Genomic DNA, 16,116 nt, shown 5'->3' on the forward strand with positions numbered 1-16,116 from the left:
CCTACTGCCCTACTCCCTTACTGCCCTACTCCCCTCCAAAACAGGAGACGGAGCCAGGCTCCGCGGAAAAAATGGCAAGACAAGATCAGGCCAACGACCAATTTTCGCTTACCTCTTTTCTCTATGGCGGCAATGCCGATTATATCGACGCGCTCTACGCCGCCTATGAGGACGATCCCGCTTCGGTCGATCCCGAATGGCAGGATTTCTTCGCGGCGCTCAAGGACGACGCCGGCGATGTCCGCAAGAATGCCAAGGGCGCCTCATGGGCCAAGCCCTCGTGGCCGCTGCAGGCCAATGGCGAACTGGTGTCGGCGCTCGACGGCGATTGGGGCATCGTCGAGAAGCACATCGAGAAGAAGGTCCAGAACAAGGCGGTGATGAACGGCGTCGCCTTTTCCGACGCCGACGTCCATCAGGCGACGCGCGATTCCGTGCGCGCCATCATGATGATCCGCGCCTACCGCATGCGTGGCCATTTGCACGCCAATCTCGACCCGCTCGGCATCGCCAAGCTCGAGGATTACAACGAGCTGTCGCCGGAAAATTACGGCTTCACATCAGCCGACTACGACCGCCCGATCTTCCTCGACAACGTGCTCGGGCTCGAATTCGGCACCATCCGGCAGATGCTCGACATCCTGACCCGCACCTATTGCTCGACGCTCGGCGTCGAGTTCATGCATATTTCCGATCCCGAGGAGAAGGCCTGGATCCAGGCGCGCATCGAGGGCACCGACAAGGAGATCTCCTTCACCGCCGCCGGCAAGAAGGCGATCCTGCAGAAGCTGGTCGAGGCGGAAGGCTTCGAGCAGTTCATCGACGTCAAGTACAAGGGCACCAAGCGCTTCGGCCTCGACGGCGCCGAGGCGCTGATCCCGGCGCTGGAGCAGATCGTCAAGCGCGGCGGCCAGCTCGGCATGAAGGAGATCGTGCTCGGCATGGCGCATCGCGGCCGGCTGAACGTGCTCTCCCAGGTGATGGCCAAGCCGCACCGCGCCATCTTCCACGAGTTCAAGGGCGGCTCGGCCGCGCCCGACGAGGTCGAGGGCTCGGGCGACGTGAAGTACCATCTTGGTGCTTCGTCGGACCGCGAGTTCGACGGCAACAAGGTGCACCTGTCGCTGACCGCCAATCCATCGCACCTGGAAATCGTCGATCCGGTGGTGATGGGCAAGGCGCGGGCCAAGCAGGACTCTCTGTTCGGCCGCAGCCGCGAAGAGATCGTGCCGCTGGAAGAGCGCGCCAAGGTGCTGCCGCTGCTCCTGCATGGTGACGCCGCCTTTGCCGGCCAGGGCGTGATTGCCGAAATCCTCGGCTTGTCCGGCTTGCGCGGCCACCGCGTCGCCGGCACGCTGCACTTCATCATCAACAACCAGATCGGCTTCACCACCAACCCGCGCTTTTCGCGCTCGTCGCCCTATCCGTCGGATGTCGCCAAGATGATCGAGGCGCCGATCTTCCACGTCAATGGCGACGATCCGGAAGCCGTGGTCCATGCCACCAAGGTGGCCATCGAATTCCGCATGAGGTTCCACAAGCCTGTCGTGGTCGACATGTTCTGCTACCGCCGCTTCGGCCACAATGAGGGCGACGAACCGGCCTTCACCCAGCCGATCATGTATCGCAACATCCGCAACCATAAGACGACGGTGCAGATCTATGCCGACCGGCTGATCGCCGAAGGCCACATCGGCCAGTCCGAATTCGACAAGCTGAAGGCCGACTGGCGGGCACATCTCGAGCAGGAATTCGAGGTCGGCCAGCACTATAAGCCCAACAAGGCCGACTGGCTGGATGGCGCCTGGTCGGGCCTGCGCACAGCCGACAACCAGGACGAACAGCGGCGCGGCAAAACCGCCGTGCCGGTCAAGACGCTGAAGGAAATCGGCAAGAAGCTGACCGAGGTGCCGAAGGAATTCGAGGCGCACAGGACGATCATGCGGTTTCTCGAGAACCGCCGCCAGGCGATCGAGTCGGGCGAAGGCATCGACTGGTCGACGGCCGAGGCGCTGGCCTTCGGCGCCATCCTGCTCGACGGCAATCCGGTCCGGCTGTCCGGACAGGATTCGGAGCGCGGCACGTTCTCGCAACGCCACTCCGTGCTCTACGACCAGCGCGACGAGACACGCTACATCCCGCTCAACAATCTGTCGGCGGCGCAGGCCGGTTTCGAGGTCATCAACTCGATGCTGTCGGAAGAGGCCGTGCTCGGCTTCGAATATGGCTACAGCCTGGCCGAGCCGAAGGCGCTGACGCTTTGGGAAGCGCAGTTCGGCGATTTCGCCAACGGCGCCCAGGTGGTGTTCGACCAGTTCATCTCGTCGGGCGAGCGCAAGTGGCTCAGAATGTCGGGCCTCGTCTGCCTGTTGCCGCATGGCTATGAAGGCCAGGGGCCGGAACATTCGTCGGCCAGGCTCGAGCGATTCCTGCAGCTTTGCGCCGAAGACAACATGCAGGTGGCCTACTGCACGACGCCGGCCAACTACTTCCACATCCTGCGCCGGCAGTTGAAGCGGGATTTCCGCAAGCCGCTGATCCTGATGACGCCGAAGTCGCTGCTGCGCCACAAGCGGGCGGTGTCGACACTGCCGGAGATGTCGGGCGAAAGCGCGTTCCACCGGCTGTTGTGGGACGATGCCCAGCAACTCCCCGGCCAGGCGATCAAGCTCACCAAGGATTCGAAGATTCGCCGCGTCGTGCTCTGCTCGGGCAAGGTCTATTACGACCTCTACGAGGAGCGCGAGAAGCGCGGCATCAACGAGATCTACCTGCTGCGCGTCGAACAGCTCTATCCGTTCCCGGCCAAGGCGCTGATCACCGAACTGTCACGCTTCCGCAACGCCGAGATGGTCTGGTGCCAGGAGGAGCCCAAGAATATGGGCGCCTGGTCGTTCATCGATCCGTATCTGGAATGGGTGCTGGCGCATATCGACGCCAAGCACCAGCGGGTGCGCTATACCGGCCGGCCGGCCGCCGCGTCGCCGGCGACCGGGTTGATGTCGAAGCATCTCGCCCAGCTTGCCGCCTTGCTCGAAGACGCGCTCGGTGAATAGAACAGAGTTCGGCGAATAGAACAGAACCGACAGAAGAACGGACAGGCACAATGGCTACCGAAATCCGCGTCCCCACTCTTGGCGAATCCGTCACCGAGGCGACCATCGGCAAATGGTTCAAGAAGGTGGGCGACGCGATCGCCACCGACGAGCCGCTGGTCGAGCTCGAAACCGACAAGGTCACGGTCGAAGTGCCGGCCGCGGCCGCAGGAACGCTCAGCGAGATCGCCGTCAAGGAAGGCGAGACGGTCGAAGTCGGTGCTTTGCTCGGCATGATTTCGGCGGGCAACGGGGCAAAGGCGGCAGCACCCGAAGCCGCGAAGCCGTCAACATCCGAAGCGAAGCAGGACGCGGTATCGCAGGCCTCGGCGCCGACCGCCGCAGCCACCGTCAAGCAAGCCGCGGCCGAGACCGCAAAGATCGCCGGCGATGCCGGGCCGATCGAGGCGCGCGCGATGCCGCCGGCGCCAGCGGCGGCGAAGCTGCTGGCCGAGAGCAATCTCGCGGTCGACCAGATCTCGGGTTCCGGCAAGCGCGGCCAGGTGCTCAAGGGCGACGTGCTCGACGCGATCGCCAGGGGCGCTCCGTCGCAGCCTTCCGAGACGCCGAAGGCCCCTGCGCCGGTCGCCGCCCGTGCGCCGTCCTCGGCCGACGACGCGTCGCGTGAAGAGCGGGTGCGCATGACCAAGCTGCGGCAGACCATCGCCCGCCGCCTCAAGGAAGCGCAGTCGACCGCCGCCATGCTGACCACCTTCAACGAGGTGGACATGAGCGCGGTGATGGCGCTCAGGAGCAAATACAAGGATGTGTTCGAGAAGAAGCACGGCGTGAAGCTGGGCTTCATGGGCTTCTTCACCAAGGCCGTCACCCATGCGCTGAAGGAAATCCCTTCCGTCAATGCCGAGATCGACGGCACCGACATCATCTTCAAGAACTACGCCCATATCGGCGTCGCAGTCGGCACCGAAAAAGGCCTCGTCGTGCCTGTCGTGCGCGATGCCGACCAGATGGGAATAGCCGAGATCGAGAAAGATATCGGCAGGCTGGGCATCGCCGCGCGTGATGGCAAGCTGTCGGTCGCCGACATGCAGGGCGGCACGTTTACGATTTCCAACGGCGGCGTTTACGGGTCGCTGATGTCGACGCCGATCCTCAACGCGCCGCAGTCGGGCATTCTGGGCATGCACAAGATCCAGGAGCGGCCGGTGGTGGTCGGCGGCCAGATCGTGATCCGGCCGATGATGTATCTGGCGCTCTCCTACGATCACCGCATCGTCGACGGCAAGGAAGCGGTGACCTTCCTGGTGCGGGTCAAGGAAAGCCTGGAGGATCCGGAACGGCTGGTGCTCGATCTCTAGGCCCGGTCGAGGTGAGCCGGAGAATGGATCTGCGCCACCGAATGAGTTCCTCTCGTTTGCACTCCGGAATGTTTTTCGCAGCTGTGCTCGCGGCCGGCATTGCGCAGACGGGATCGGCAGCCTTTGCCGCATGCCCGCTCGAACTCGCCGTCTATGGCGATGCCGAAAGTGCGGCCGAGATCGATTTCAGGCCGACCGGGGGATCGGCTGTCGTCACCAACACCTTCAAGATGGTGCTCGACAACGATGTCGTTCTCGACGGGATCGTCATGTGGACGCAAGGCGTGGCGCGGCCGCATGGTTCGCTGATGTACAAATGCCCGACAGGCGACGTCACCGGCGACGAGCTCGCCGCCTGCACGCTGTGGGAGGGGGTGGTCTACAGTGCGGATGACAAGGGCAACATCGCTCTGTTGCCGGCCGAAGGGGTAGATGCTCCGAAGACCCTGATCTTTCCCGACCTCGGACCGTCACTGCAGAGGTCGACCGCCTATGGCGCCAACGGGTTTTCAAAGGTGCCGTGGGATGTTTTTTCGTTGAAGGGCTGTCAGGAATGAGCGCGGCCAAAAAAGTGCTGCTGGTGACCGGCGGCGGCCGCGGCATCGGCGCTGCCACATCCAGGCTTGCCGTCACGGCTGGATACCGTGTTGCGATCAACTACGCATCGAATGAGGCTGCTGCCACGGCGCTTGTCGAGGCAATCGAACAGGCCGGCGGCGAAGCGCTGGCCATCAAGGGCGACGTTGGCAGCGAGGCCGATATCCAGGCGATGTTTGAGAGGATCGATCATGTCTTCGGGCCGCTCGATGCGCTCGTCAACAACGCTGGCATGGTCGACCAGAGGGCGCGTGTCGACGAAATGAGCGGAGCACGGCTGGAGCGCATGATGCGCATCAACGTCATTGGCCCCATGCTCTGTGCCCGCGAAGCGGTGAAGCGCATGTCGACCAGCCATGGCGGCAACGGCGGCGCCATCGTCAATGTCTCCTCGATTGCAGCGAGAATTGGCGGGCCGGGCGAATATGTCGACTACGCTGCCTCGAAGGGCGCGATCGATTCTTTCACGATCGGCCTGGCGCGCGAGGTAGCCGGCGAAGGCATTCGCGTCAACGCGGTCAGTCCAGGGATTGTCGATACCGAAATTCATGCCTCCGGCGGACAGCCGGATCGCGTCGAGAGGATGCGTAACGGCGTGCCGATGCAAAGGGCGGGGACCACCGAAGAGGTCGCCGCGGCAATTCTCTGGCTCCTGTCGGACGGGGCGTCCTATACGACAGGCGCGAATTTGGAAGTGGGCGGCGGCCGCTAATCCCAGCCAAGGCTGAGTGCAGACCAGAAGGACAAATCATGGCTTATGACGTCGTTATCATCGGATCGGGACCAGGCGGCTATGTCTGCGCCATCAAGGCGGCGCAGCTCGGCCTGAAAACGGCGGTGGTCGAGAAGAACCCGACCTTCGGCGGCACCTGCCTCAATATCGGCTGCATCCCATCCAAGGCGCTGCTGCATGCCTCCGAGATTTTTTCTGAGGCCGGCCACTCCTTTGATACACTCGGCGTCGAAATCAGCAAGCCGAAGCTCAATCTGGAAAAGATGATGGCGCACAAGGACGCGACAGTGGCGTCCAACGTCAACGGCGTCGCCTTCCTGTTCAAGAAGAACAAGATCGACAGCTTTCGCGGCACCGGCAAGGTCCTGTCCGCCGGAAAAGTGTCGGTGACCGGCGAGGACGGCAAGGTCGAGGAGATCGAGACCGGGAACATCGTCATCGCCACCGGCTCCGACGTCGCCGGCATTCCGGGGGTAAAGGTCGACATCGACGAGAAGGTAATCATGTCGTCGACCGGCGCGTTGTCGCTGGGCAAGGTGCCGGGCCACCTGGTGGTGGTCGGCGGCGGCGTCATCGGGCTGGAGCTCGGCTCGGTATGGGCGCGGCTCGGCGCCAAGGTGACCGTCGTTGAGTTCCTCGACACCATTCTCGGCGGCATGGACGGCGAGGTCGCCAAACAGTTCCAGCGCATGCTGTCCAAGCAAGGCATCGAATTCAGGCTCGGCGCCAAGGTGACCGGTGTCGCCAAGGCCACAAAGGGCGCCACCGTCACCTTCGAGCCGGTCAAGGGCGGCGCGGCCGAGACGATCGAGGCGGATGGGGTGCTGATCGCGACCGGACGCCGGGCCTATTCGGACAGTCTCGGGCTGAAGGATGCCGGGGTCGAGGTCGACGAGCGCGGCCGAGTCAAGACCGACGGCCATCTCACGACCAATGTCCCCGGCATCTACGCCATCGGCGACGTCATCGCCGGGCCGATGCTCGCCCACAAGGCCGAGGACGAGGGCGTGGCGGTGGCCGAGATCATTGCCGGCCAGGCCGGCCATGTGAATTACGGGGTGATCCCGAACGTCGTCTACACCAGTCCGGAAATCGCCTCGGTGGGGAAAACAGAGGAAGAGCTGAAGTCGGCCGGCATCGACTACAAGGCCGGCAAGTTTCCGTTCAGCGCCAATGGCCGGGCGCGCGCCATGCTGCATACCGACGGCTTCGTGAAGATCCTGGCGGACAAGCAGAGCGACCGCGTGCTCGGCGTCCACATCGTCGGCTTCGGCGCCGGCGAGATGATCCACGAGGCGGCGGTGCTGATGGAGTTCGGCGGCTCGTCGGAAGATCTTGCCCGCACCTGCCACGCCCATCCGACGATGTCGGAAGCGGTGAAGGAAGCGGCACTGGCGACCTTCTTTAAGCCGATCCACATGTAGGCCTTCCCAAGGAACTCCGGCAGCCATCTGACGGCTCAAACAAAAACGGCCCGCTTTTCAGCGGGCCGTTCGTATTTGAAGTCAGCAGCCGATCACTGCGGGGCTGGTGCGGGCGCCGGAGCAGGTGCTGGCTCTGCGGGTGCCGGAGCCGGAGCTGGTTCTGCTGGCGCCGGAGCGGGCGCTGGTTCTGCCGGCGCCGGGGCAGGTGCAGGCTCTGCAGGGGCCGGGGCAGGCGTCGGTTCAGCGGGCGCTGGCGCCGGGGCCGGCGTGGTTGCAGCCGGCGGTTCACCAGGCTCTGGCGCCTCACCGCTTGTTCCAAAAATATAATAAGCGACAATGGCCAGGATAACCACGACCAGGGCAATCAGCCAGCCGGTGCTGCCGCCACCCGACTTGGGAGGGGGGGTCGGAGTGGTGTACGGGTCGTTTGGATTCGCCATAAAAGTGTCCTCCGTGGATGAAAAGTATCAATCAACACACATCAACGCGCAATCGTTGAACAGGTTTCACGCTAGGAATCGAAATCGCCGAAAACAGGGCATTCTTCGCCGGGAATCGTTTGTTTGCAAGCACTTTACTCGCAAAACTCACCGTGATCGAGCCAAATTAGACCTTTCGACCGTCCTGTACTGAGACAAACCTCCGGCGACTCGGGCAAAGCGTCGCCCCGAATCACGCCTTGCCGAGTCTGCAACTCGACCGTGCAACTCAGTCGACGGCAGTGACGGTGTAGCCGGCCTTGCGGAAATCCTCGACCAGGCCCTCCGCGCCAGGGAGGTGCAGGGCGCCGACCGCCATGAACACGTTGCCCTTGGCGAGGATCGGCCTGGCATGGTCGATCATCACCTTGTTGCGGCTGGTGATCATGATTTCCTCGAAGGCGGCATAGCTTGCTGAATCGTCTTCGTCGCCGGGAAGGACGGCACGAAACAGCGGCCAGAGCATGCCGGTGTCGCCGCGCTGGTAAAGCACGATCATGGTTTCATTGACGTCGTTCACCCTGTCGCCGAGCTTCAGGGTGTCGACGAGGCCCTTCATGTGAAACGCAAGCGGCAGCGAGGCCATGGCGCGAAGCTGCTCGGCGACGGTCTCCAACCCATCGACGGCCTTGCCTGAGGCTTTGGCGTCCTCTGCAAGCTTGATGTCGAGCACCGGCGTGCCGCCGGCCTGGCGGGCCAGTTCACAGGCCGGGAGCGCGACCATGGTCGACAGCATCCACGGCTTCATCTTGGCAACGCTCGCCGGTGGAATGCCGCGCGCGTCGAGCGCCTTGTTCACCGCCGCCGCATCGTCCGGCGACAGCAGCGAGGACAGCGTGGTGCTGTCGGTGAACATCATTAGCTCCGGCTCTTTCAGGAACGCCGCCATCATCTTCTGCTTGTCGAGCACCTCCGTGGTCTCGATGACGACAGTGTCGGCGGCGTCAAAGGCCTTTTGCGCGGCGGGCGGCAGCGCGGTCACGCGCGGGTCGGTCATGTGCATGGTGCCGAACAGGAAGGACGGTCTTTCGCCCGCCTTTTCCAGTTTCCACAACAGGCCCTTACCGTTCGGTGTCGCGGCCGCTTCCGTCTCGATCTTGCGGTAGGCGGCCGGGTCGTCCTTCTGCAAGGCCGACAGCATGTCGGCGCCGGCGCAGACCTGGGTTTCAGCCCCTGGGGTTTCAGCGCGCGCCCTGCCGGCGGCGAGCAGAGCGATGACGAGGAAAGAGAGGAAAAACAGGACGTTCAGCGCGACGAGCAGCTTCAGCGAAGCAAAGGCGGTGCGGTCGGCCATAGCAATGACGCGTTTCATGGCTCGCTTTTAGAGACAAAGAACGGCGAAACGGTTAACCGGCGCGGCAAAATTGTCTCGGACATCGTTCCACGGCGCATACCCTGGCTGCAACTTGCGAAATCATGCGTCGGCTACGCCCGCGGGTGGGCCGCTTCATAGATTTCGAGCAGCCTCGCGGTGTCGACGCCGGTATAGATCTGCGTCGTCGACAGGCTGGCGTGGCCCAAAAGTTCCTGGATGGTGCGCAGGTCGCCGCCGCGCCCAAGCAGATGTGTGGCGAAGGAATGGCGCAACGCATGCGGCGTGGCGGTGTCCGGCAGATTGAGCGCCGAGCGCAGCTTGGCCATGTCGCGCTGGACGATGGCCGGGTTGAGCGGGCCGCCGCGGGCGCCGCGAAACAGCAGACCCTTCGGATCGAGATGATAGGGGCAGAGCCGGCGGTATTGGGCGATCGCCCGCAGCGCGATCGGCAGCACCGGCACCAGCCGCGTCTTGCCGCCCTTGCCGGTGACGCGCAGCACCGTTTCATCAGGCGACGACAGATCGCCGCCGGACAGGCCGAGCGCCTCGGAAATGCGCAGGCCCGAGCCGTAGAGCAGCGTCAGCACGGCGGCGTTGCGGGCGGCGATCCACGGTTGCTCCGCCAGCTGGCCTTCCACCGAAACGACGTGTTTCGCATCGCTTGCCGTCAGCGGCTTGGGTAGCGACTTCGGCTGCCGCGGCGCGCGCAGTGCCGCAGCACCCGCCGCATTGACGAGGCCGCGCCGCTCCAGAAAGCGCAGCAGCGAGCGGATGCCGGCGAGCCCCCGCCCGAGCGTGCGGGCGCCGGCGCCTCCGGCACGGCGGGCAGCCAGAAAGCCGCGCAGATCGGCCGGGCGCAGATCGGCTATATCCGAGATGCCGGGCGAGCCGCCGCAATGGCCGGTCAGGAAGTGCAGGAACTGGCGCGTGTCGCGCTCATAGGCTTCCACGGTTTCCGGCGACAGCCGGCGCTCGCGCGCCAGCATCTTGAGCCAGCTTTCGCGGGCCGCCTGAAGGTCTGGCTTGGCCGGGATGAGGAATTCCTGCATTGCGCTCTTCCGATATGCCGCTCTTCCATTTCCGGGCGATCTTCCGGCAGCCGGGTTAGGAAGCGGTGAAGAGCCGCGTCATTGAAATGACAAGAGCGTGGAGCTAGAGCAAGGCAAAGGATTTTTCCACCAATGACCAAACCGCAAAACCCTGTCCAGATGGCCGTGATCGGCGCCGCCCATGGCATCAAGGGCGAATTGCGCGTGAAAACCTTCACCGGCGATCCGCTGGCGCTGGCCGACTACGGGCCGCTCTATGCCAGGGACGGCCGCGCCTTCCAGATCGTCGACATCAGGCCGACCAATAACGTCGTGGTGGTGCGCTTCAAAGGTATCAGCGACCGAAACGCTGCCGAGGCGCTCGCCGGCACGGAATTATTCGTCGACCGCTCGATGCTGCCGGACGACGGCGAAGAGGACGAGTTCTATCATGCCGATCTCGTCGGTCTAACGGTCCGCGACGATACCGGTGCCGACATCGGCAAGGTCGTCGCCGTGCATAATTTCGGCGGCGGCGATATTCTCGACGTGACATTGGCGGGGCGCAAAGGCGTGCTGATCCCGTTCACGCAGGCTGCCGTTCCTGACGTGTCGATCAAGGACGGCTACGTCCGCATCGATCCGACGGCGGCGGGCTTGATCGATGACGAAGACAGCGATGCTCCCGGCAGCGATGGTTTCGACCCGAAGGGCAGGCCGCGCGGGCCGAAGGACGCCGGGGGCAACCGGTGAGTTTTTCCGCCTCGGTGCTGACGCTCTATCCCGAAATGTTTCCCGGTGCACTCGGCGTGTCGCTGGCCGGCCGGGCGCTGGAGGCCGGCACATGGTCGCTGGAAGCAATCCAGATCCGCGATTTCGCCACCGATCGCCATCGCACCGTCGACGACACGCCGGCCGGCGGCGGCGCCGGCATGGTGATGCGCGCCGACGTTCTGGCCAAGGCGATCGACCATAGCTCGCCACCGGGCGATCCACGGCCACGGCTGCTGATGAGCCCGCGTGGAAAACCGCTGACGCAGGTGCGTGTGCGCGAACTGGCCGCGGGGCCGGGCGCGGTGATCGTCTGCGGACGCTTCGAAGGCGTCGACCAGCGGGTGATTGACGCGCGGGGGCTGGAGGAGGTCTCGGTCGGCGACTTCATCCTCTCCGGCGGCGAGCCGGCAGCGCTGGTGCTGCTCGACGCCGTGGTGCGGCTGTTGCCCGGCGTGATGGGCAATACGGTGTCGGGCGATGAAGAGAGCTTTGAAAACGGCCTGCTCGAACATCCGCACTACACGCGTCCGCAGGAATTCGAGGGCCGGCAAATCCCCGAGGTTCTCACCTCGGGCAATCATCAGAAGATCGCCGCGTGGCGGCGCGCCGAATCGGAAAGATTGACGAAAGAGCGGCGGCCGGACCTGTTAGCCGCTCAGCCCCTGGTGAAGTAATAGAAGGTAAGAAACACGCCGACCCCGACGACGAAGCCACGCACGGCAATTTGCGGCACGCGCTTGGCGATCCAGACGCCGGCATAGCCGCCCAGCGCGCCGCCCGGTATCATGACGATCGCCTGCCGCCAGGCGATGAGGTCGCCGGAGACGAAGACCAGGATGGCTACTGCCGCGATGACCACGGCCAGCAGGTTCTTCAGCGCGTTGAGGCGGTGATAGTCGCCGGCCTGGGTGAGGCCGAGCGTCGCCAGCATCATGACGCCCATGCCGGCGCCGAAGAAGCCGCCATAGACGGCGGTGGCGAACTGCGCCAGGGAACCGACCAGCGAACCCACCGCGGCCTGACGGCCCGGCTTGGGCGCCGGCTTCAGCCACGGCCCAGCGGCGAACAGCGCGGTTGCCGCGAGCAGCAGCCAGGGCACCAGGACGCGGAACGACGGATTGTCGAGCGCCAGAAGGATGAGCGCACCGGCCAGCGCGCCAAAAGCCGAGATAAGGCCGAGCAGCAACGCGGTGCGCCAGAAATGCTTGATGTCGGACCAGTAGGCGAGCGTCGAGGTGATGTAGCCGGGAAATTGCGTCAGCGACGAGGTGGCGTTGGCGACGATCGGCGGCAAGCCGACCAGCGACATGGCGCCGAAGGTTATGAATGTCCCGCCGCCGGCTATGGCGTTGACGGCACCTGAGAGAAAGCCCGCGAAAAAGAGCAGGGCCGCATCGAGAACTGGCATGGAGGGTGTTGCCGCCGGAGGAAAGTCACGTTCTGCCCGACTTAAAAAGCTTGGGCCTTCAACGCAACCCCTGTGCCGGAAGATTGCGACGTTGACCAACGACCAAAAAAGAACGCGGCAAAGGCGTGACAAAGCGTCGAAATAGCTGTATGTGCGCGCCGAACCGGGAGAAAATCTGCCGGACCCGTCAACAATGACGGTGTAGTCGTCCCTGCCCGATGTTCTCGAACCCAGATGTTCTCGAACAAAGGGCATAGCCGAGCGGTCAATGGAACTGCAAGGCGAGTGTCGGACGCTCTGACTGTCGGAAGAACAAGAAGTGGATTTGTAGAGATGGATATCCTCCGTCAGCTCGAGGCCGAACAGGCCGCCAAGATCGAAGCCAAGCGCAAGCTTCCCGAATTCCAGCCCGGCGACACCGTACGCGTCCAGGTCCGCGTGACCGAAGGCACCCGCACCCGCGTCCAGGCCTATGAGGGCGTCGTCATCGCCCGCGCCGGCGCCGGTTTCCAGGAGAATTTCACCGTTCGCAAGATTTCCTACGGCGAAGGCGTGGAGCGCGTGTTCCCAGTCTTTTCGCCGATGGTCGAGGGCGTCGAGATCGTGCGCCGCGGCAAGGTGCGCCGCGCCAAGCTCTATTACCTGCGCGATCGTCGCGGCAAGTCGGCCCGCATTTCGGAAAACACCGGCGTGCGCGCCCGCAAGCTGAACGATGAGGAGCGCGATGCGCTGAACGCCGAGAAGGCCCGCATCGAGGCCGAGAAGGTGGCAGCCGCCCAGGCGCTGGCCGCCGAGAAGGCCGCGCAGGAAGCCGCCGAGAAGAAGGCCGCCGACGAGGCCGCCAAGGCCGAGGAAGCCGCTGCCGCCGAATAAGGCGAATTCAAAAACCATGTTTCGGAAAGGCGGCTTCGGCCGCCTTTTTTGCCTCGCGGAATGGGTTTCGATTTTGCCGGGCCGCCGGTGCGCAATCGAAACGGATCGTTCCGTAATGCCGTTGAAAGCATGGAATCCATTTTCGCGCGAAGCCGCATCAAGCCGGCTTGCAAGGCGCCTGCGGAAAGCTAAAGTCGGCGCCGGATTTCCTGCAAGCCTCGACAATGTCGAGGCCGTTCAAATGCTCGGGGTGTACCATGATCAAATCGAAACTGATGTTGGCCGGCCTGTTGGCTCTGGTACTTGCGCCCGTCGCCGGCCTGGCGCAGGCGCTGCCCGATCTCGGCGGCAAGAAGGTGGTGGTGGTGACGGAAAACGCCTATCCGCCGCTGCAGTTCATCGACGCCAAGACCGGCAAGCAGATAGGCTGGGAATATGACGCGATGAACGAGATCGCCAAGCGGCTGAATTTCCAGGTCGAATACCAGAACACCTCTTGGGACGCGATGATCCAGGCAGTTTCCGACAACCAGTACAACATCGGCATGACCGGCATCACCATCAAGGACGATCGCAAGCAGAAGGTCGATTTCTCCGACCCCTATATGCGCTCGGAACAGTTCATGCTGGTGCGCGGCGACGAGAAGCGCTTCACCGACGCCAAGACGCTCGGCGCCTTCAAGGACGGGCTGATCGGCGCGCAAGCCGGCACCACGCCGTTCTACACCACTGTCTACAGCGTCCTCGACGGCAATGAGCAGAACCCGCGCATAAAACTGTTCGAGACGTTCGGCGCCACGGTGCAGGCGCTGAAGACCGGCGACGTCGATGTCGTGCTGACCGACGGCACTGCCGGCAAGGGCTATGTCGAGGCGTCCAATGGCGGGCTGAAGCTGATCGGCGGACCACTCGGCACCGAGGATTTCGGCTTTATTTTTCCGAAAGGCTCGGATCTGGTGAAACCGGTCAATGCGGCCATCGCCGCGCTGAAGGCCGACGGCACGCTCGATGCGCTCAACAAGAAATGGTTCCTTGATTACAAGATGGGGCAGTAGGACTTTTGTCGCGGACGTTGCGGGACGCGCAGGAACTCGCGCTGACTCTGTGCCCGTGCACCCCTCTCTGTCCTGCCGGACATCTCCCCCTCAAGGGGGGAGATTGGCTTTCGCATCGGCTTTCGCCAATTTTCAGCGTTGCAGAATGGGCGGCGACGTCAAGGCTGCCGATCTCCCCCCTTGAGGGGGAGATGGCCGGCAGGCCAGAGGGGGGTGGCCTGGCGCGACATTGGTTCGTCGGCGCGCCCTGATGGCAACGCCCGCATCTTCAACCGCCAAGTCCGACTTCCCCTGGTGGCTCGCCGTGGCCGCGGCGCTCGCCTTGGCAGCGGCTATCTTCATCGCCGCAAGCGACCTCTATGCCCAGGTTTTCGCAACCGTTGCCAAGGGCATCGGCATCACCGTGTTCGTCACAATGGTCGCCTTCGCGCTGGCCTCGGCGATCGGGCTCGGCATTGCGCTGATGGGCCTGTCGGGGTCGCGCTGGCTGCGCCAGATCGCTCGCTTCTATGTCGAGATCATTCGCGGCGTGCCAATGCTGGTGCTGTTGTTCTGGATCGCCTTCGCCGGCGCGCCGGCCTTGGTCGCGGGATGGAACGCGCTGACGGCGCCGCTGCAGAGCGCCGGCCTGTTCGGCGAGCTAATGATACGCGACGTATCGTTGCTATGGCGCGCCATCATGGCGCTGACCATCGGCTACTCGGCCTTCATCTCGGAGGTCTTCCGCGCCGGCATCGAGGCGGTCGAGAAGGGCCAGATCGAGGCCGCGAAGGCGCTGGGGCTGACGCGCACCCAGCGTTTTCGGCTGATCGTCTTTCCGCAGGCGATCCGCACCATCCTGCCGCCGCTCGGCAATGATTTCGTCGCCATGGTCAAGGATTCCTCGCTGGTCTCGGTGCTCGGCGTCGCCGACATCACCCAGATGGGCAAGATCTATGCAGCCGGCTCGTTCCGCTTCTTCGAGACCTATTCGATCGTCGCCTATATCTATCTCATCCTGACGGTCGGCCTGTCGCTGGCCCTGCGGGCGCTGGAGAAGCGGTTGCGCCGCCAAGATGAGCGATAGGCGGCAGGCGAGGACGGCGCTACCATGCGGCATATGTCCTGTGTCCGGAGAAAGCAGTGATCGTCGACAAAGCCAATGCGGCGCTGGATGCGGTGTATACGGCCGACACGCCGGAAGCGCTTGCCAAGGCCTACGCCGCCTGGGCTGCGACCTATGACAGCGAAACCGCCGCGCTCGGCTACCTCCTGCCGTTCCTGGTCGCCGCCTGGGTGGCGCGCCATGTGCCGTCAGGCGAGGGGCCGCTGCTCGACGCCGGCTGCGGCACCGGCCTGTCGGGACCGTCGCTCAAGGCGCTGGGCTATGAGGACATCGCCGGGCTCGACCTGTCGGCTGAAATGCTGAAAATCGCCGGCAGCCGGCAGGCTTACAGCGAGCTGAAACAGGCGATGCTCGGCGATCCGCTGCCTTGGCCGGATGGGCATTTCCGCGCCTTCTTCTCGACCGGCGTGTTCACCATCAGCCATGCACCGGCCTCCGGCCTGCATGAACTGGTGCGCATCACCAGGAAGGGCGGCCACGCCATCTTCACCGTTCGCGACCAGGTTTTTGCGAGCGGCGGGTTCCAGGCGACGTTCGACGAACTGGAGCAGGCGAAAAAATGGCGGCCGGTCGAAGAAAGCCCGTGGTTCCGCTGCTATGCGATCGCCGAACCTGAGGCGCTGGTGAAGACATTTGTGTTCGAGGTGGTTTGAATACCGGTTTGCAGAACCCAGGTTCTGCGAACGCCGCCGCGATTGCCGAAAAGCCAAAACATTGGTATGAGCCACGCCATGGAACAGCTTTTTGGCGATCCGGCTTACAAGGGGTTCGTGCTGCAGGACAGAAAACGCCTGCCGTCGCGGTTCTCGGCGCGCGTTTCCGGCGCTCTGACCAGCCGACTTCGCTGAGATATCCGGGCTAGGCCGTGTTTGCCGGCTAGCCGGCGCTAGTCGCTTCCCATTTTCATATCG

14 protein-coding genes are annotated in these 16,116 nt (G+C 63.9%); 11 read left to right on the forward strand and 3 right to left on the reverse strand.

Going from position 1 to position 16,116, the window contains the following annotated elements:
• Positions 1-71 precede the first annotated feature (71 nt).
• From AC0L2Z_RS23955 to lpdA, 5 genes are all read left to right on the forward strand, one after another.
• Complete coding sequence (locus AC0L2Z_RS23955; protein ID WP_473629493.1) at positions 72-3,056, forward strand: 2-oxoglutarate dehydrogenase E1 component; 2,985 nt, start codon at positions 72-74, stop codon at positions 3,054-3,056.
• Positions 3,057-3,106: 50 nt separating this feature from the next.
• A complete protein-coding gene (gene odhB, locus AC0L2Z_RS23960) occupies positions 3,107-4,414 on the forward strand; it encodes a 2-oxoglutarate dehydrogenase complex dihydrolipoyllysine-residue succinyltransferase (protein ID WP_023803368.1) in 1,308 nt (435 codons plus the stop codon).
• A gap of 68 nt (positions 4,415-4,482) precedes the next feature.
• Positions 4,483-4,971: a hypothetical protein gene (locus tag AC0L2Z_RS23965; protein ID WP_091592210.1), complete on the forward strand. Its 489-nt coding sequence runs from the start codon at positions 4,483-4,485 to the stop codon at positions 4,969-4,971.
• On the forward strand, positions 4,968-5,723 hold the full coding sequence (locus AC0L2Z_RS23970) for an SDR family oxidoreductase (protein ID WP_473629494.1): 756 nt from the start codon (positions 4,968-4,970) through the stop codon (positions 5,721-5,723). The genes AC0L2Z_RS23965 and AC0L2Z_RS23970 overlap by 4 nt, the downstream gene beginning before the upstream one ends.
• Positions 5,724-5,761: 38 nt before the next feature.
• Positions 5,762-7,168, forward strand: a complete 1,407-nt coding sequence (gene lpdA, locus AC0L2Z_RS23975) for a dihydrolipoyl dehydrogenase (protein ID WP_128175390.1) — start codon at positions 5,762-5,764, stop codon at positions 7,166-7,168.
• Between the two features lie 708 nt (positions 7,169-7,876).
• On the opposite strand, the gene AC0L2Z_RS23980 is transcribed toward lpdA, so the two are convergent.
• Positions 7,877-8,959 carry a TraB/GumN family protein gene (locus AC0L2Z_RS23980; protein WP_473629495.1) on the reverse strand — a complete coding sequence of 361 codons (1,083 nt, stop codon included), beginning with the start codon at positions 8,957-8,959 and terminating at the stop codon, positions 7,877-7,879.
• A gap of 113 nt (positions 8,960-9,072) precedes the next feature.
• Positions 9,073-10,011, reverse strand: coding sequence for a tyrosine recombinase XerC (locus tag AC0L2Z_RS23985; protein WP_128187221.1), 939 nt, complete (start codon positions 10,009-10,011; stop codon positions 9,073-9,075).
• Between the two features lie 132 nt (positions 10,012-10,143).
• Between AC0L2Z_RS23985 and rimM the strand changes: the two genes are divergently transcribed.
• Positions 10,144-10,743: a ribosome maturation factor RimM gene (gene rimM, locus AC0L2Z_RS23990; RefSeq protein WP_473629496.1), complete on the forward strand. Its 600-nt coding sequence runs from the start codon at positions 10,144-10,146 to the stop codon at positions 10,741-10,743.
• Positions 10,740-11,438, forward strand: a complete 699-nt coding sequence (gene trmD / locus AC0L2Z_RS23995; protein WP_023800593.1) for a tRNA (guanosine(37)-N1)-methyltransferase TrmD — start codon at positions 10,740-10,742, stop codon at positions 11,436-11,438. Before rimM ends, trmD begins: the two co-directional genes overlap by 4 nt.
• Here the strand turns inward: trmD and AC0L2Z_RS24000 are convergent.
• Positions 11,420-12,172 carry a sulfite exporter TauE/SafE family protein gene (locus tag AC0L2Z_RS24000; RefSeq protein ID WP_473629497.1) on the reverse strand — a complete coding sequence of 251 codons (753 nt, stop codon included), beginning with the start codon at positions 12,170-12,172 and terminating at the stop codon, positions 11,420-11,422. The genes trmD and AC0L2Z_RS24000 overlap by 19 nt on opposite strands.
• Before the next feature lie 333 nt (positions 12,173-12,505).
• On the opposite strand from AC0L2Z_RS24000, the gene rplS reads away from it, so the two are divergent.
• From rplS to AC0L2Z_RS24020, 4 genes are all read left to right on the forward strand, one after another.
• The gene (gene rplS / locus AC0L2Z_RS24005; protein WP_023800592.1) at positions 12,506-13,045 is read left to right on the forward strand and encodes a 50S ribosomal protein L19; all 540 of its coding nucleotides are present in this window, start codon (positions 12,506-12,508) and stop codon (positions 13,043-13,045) included.
• Positions 13,046-13,302: 257 nt separating this feature from the next.
• Positions 13,303-14,100, forward strand: a complete 798-nt coding sequence (locus AC0L2Z_RS24010; RefSeq protein WP_473629498.1) for a transporter substrate-binding domain-containing protein — start codon at positions 13,303-13,305, stop codon at positions 14,098-14,100.
• A gap of 250 nt (positions 14,101-14,350) precedes the next feature.
• Complete coding sequence (locus AC0L2Z_RS24015) at positions 14,351-15,166, forward strand: amino acid ABC transporter permease (RefSeq protein ID WP_473629499.1); 816 nt, start codon at positions 14,351-14,353, stop codon at positions 15,164-15,166.
• Positions 15,167-15,222: 56 nt separating this feature from the next.
• Positions 15,223-15,858, forward strand: coding sequence for a class I SAM-dependent DNA methyltransferase (locus AC0L2Z_RS24020; RefSeq protein WP_287284731.1), 636 nt, complete (start codon positions 15,223-15,225; stop codon positions 15,856-15,858).
• Positions 15,859-16,116 lie beyond the last annotated feature (258 nt).

Source organism: Mesorhizobium sp. WSM4850 (genome assembly GCF_055811735.1).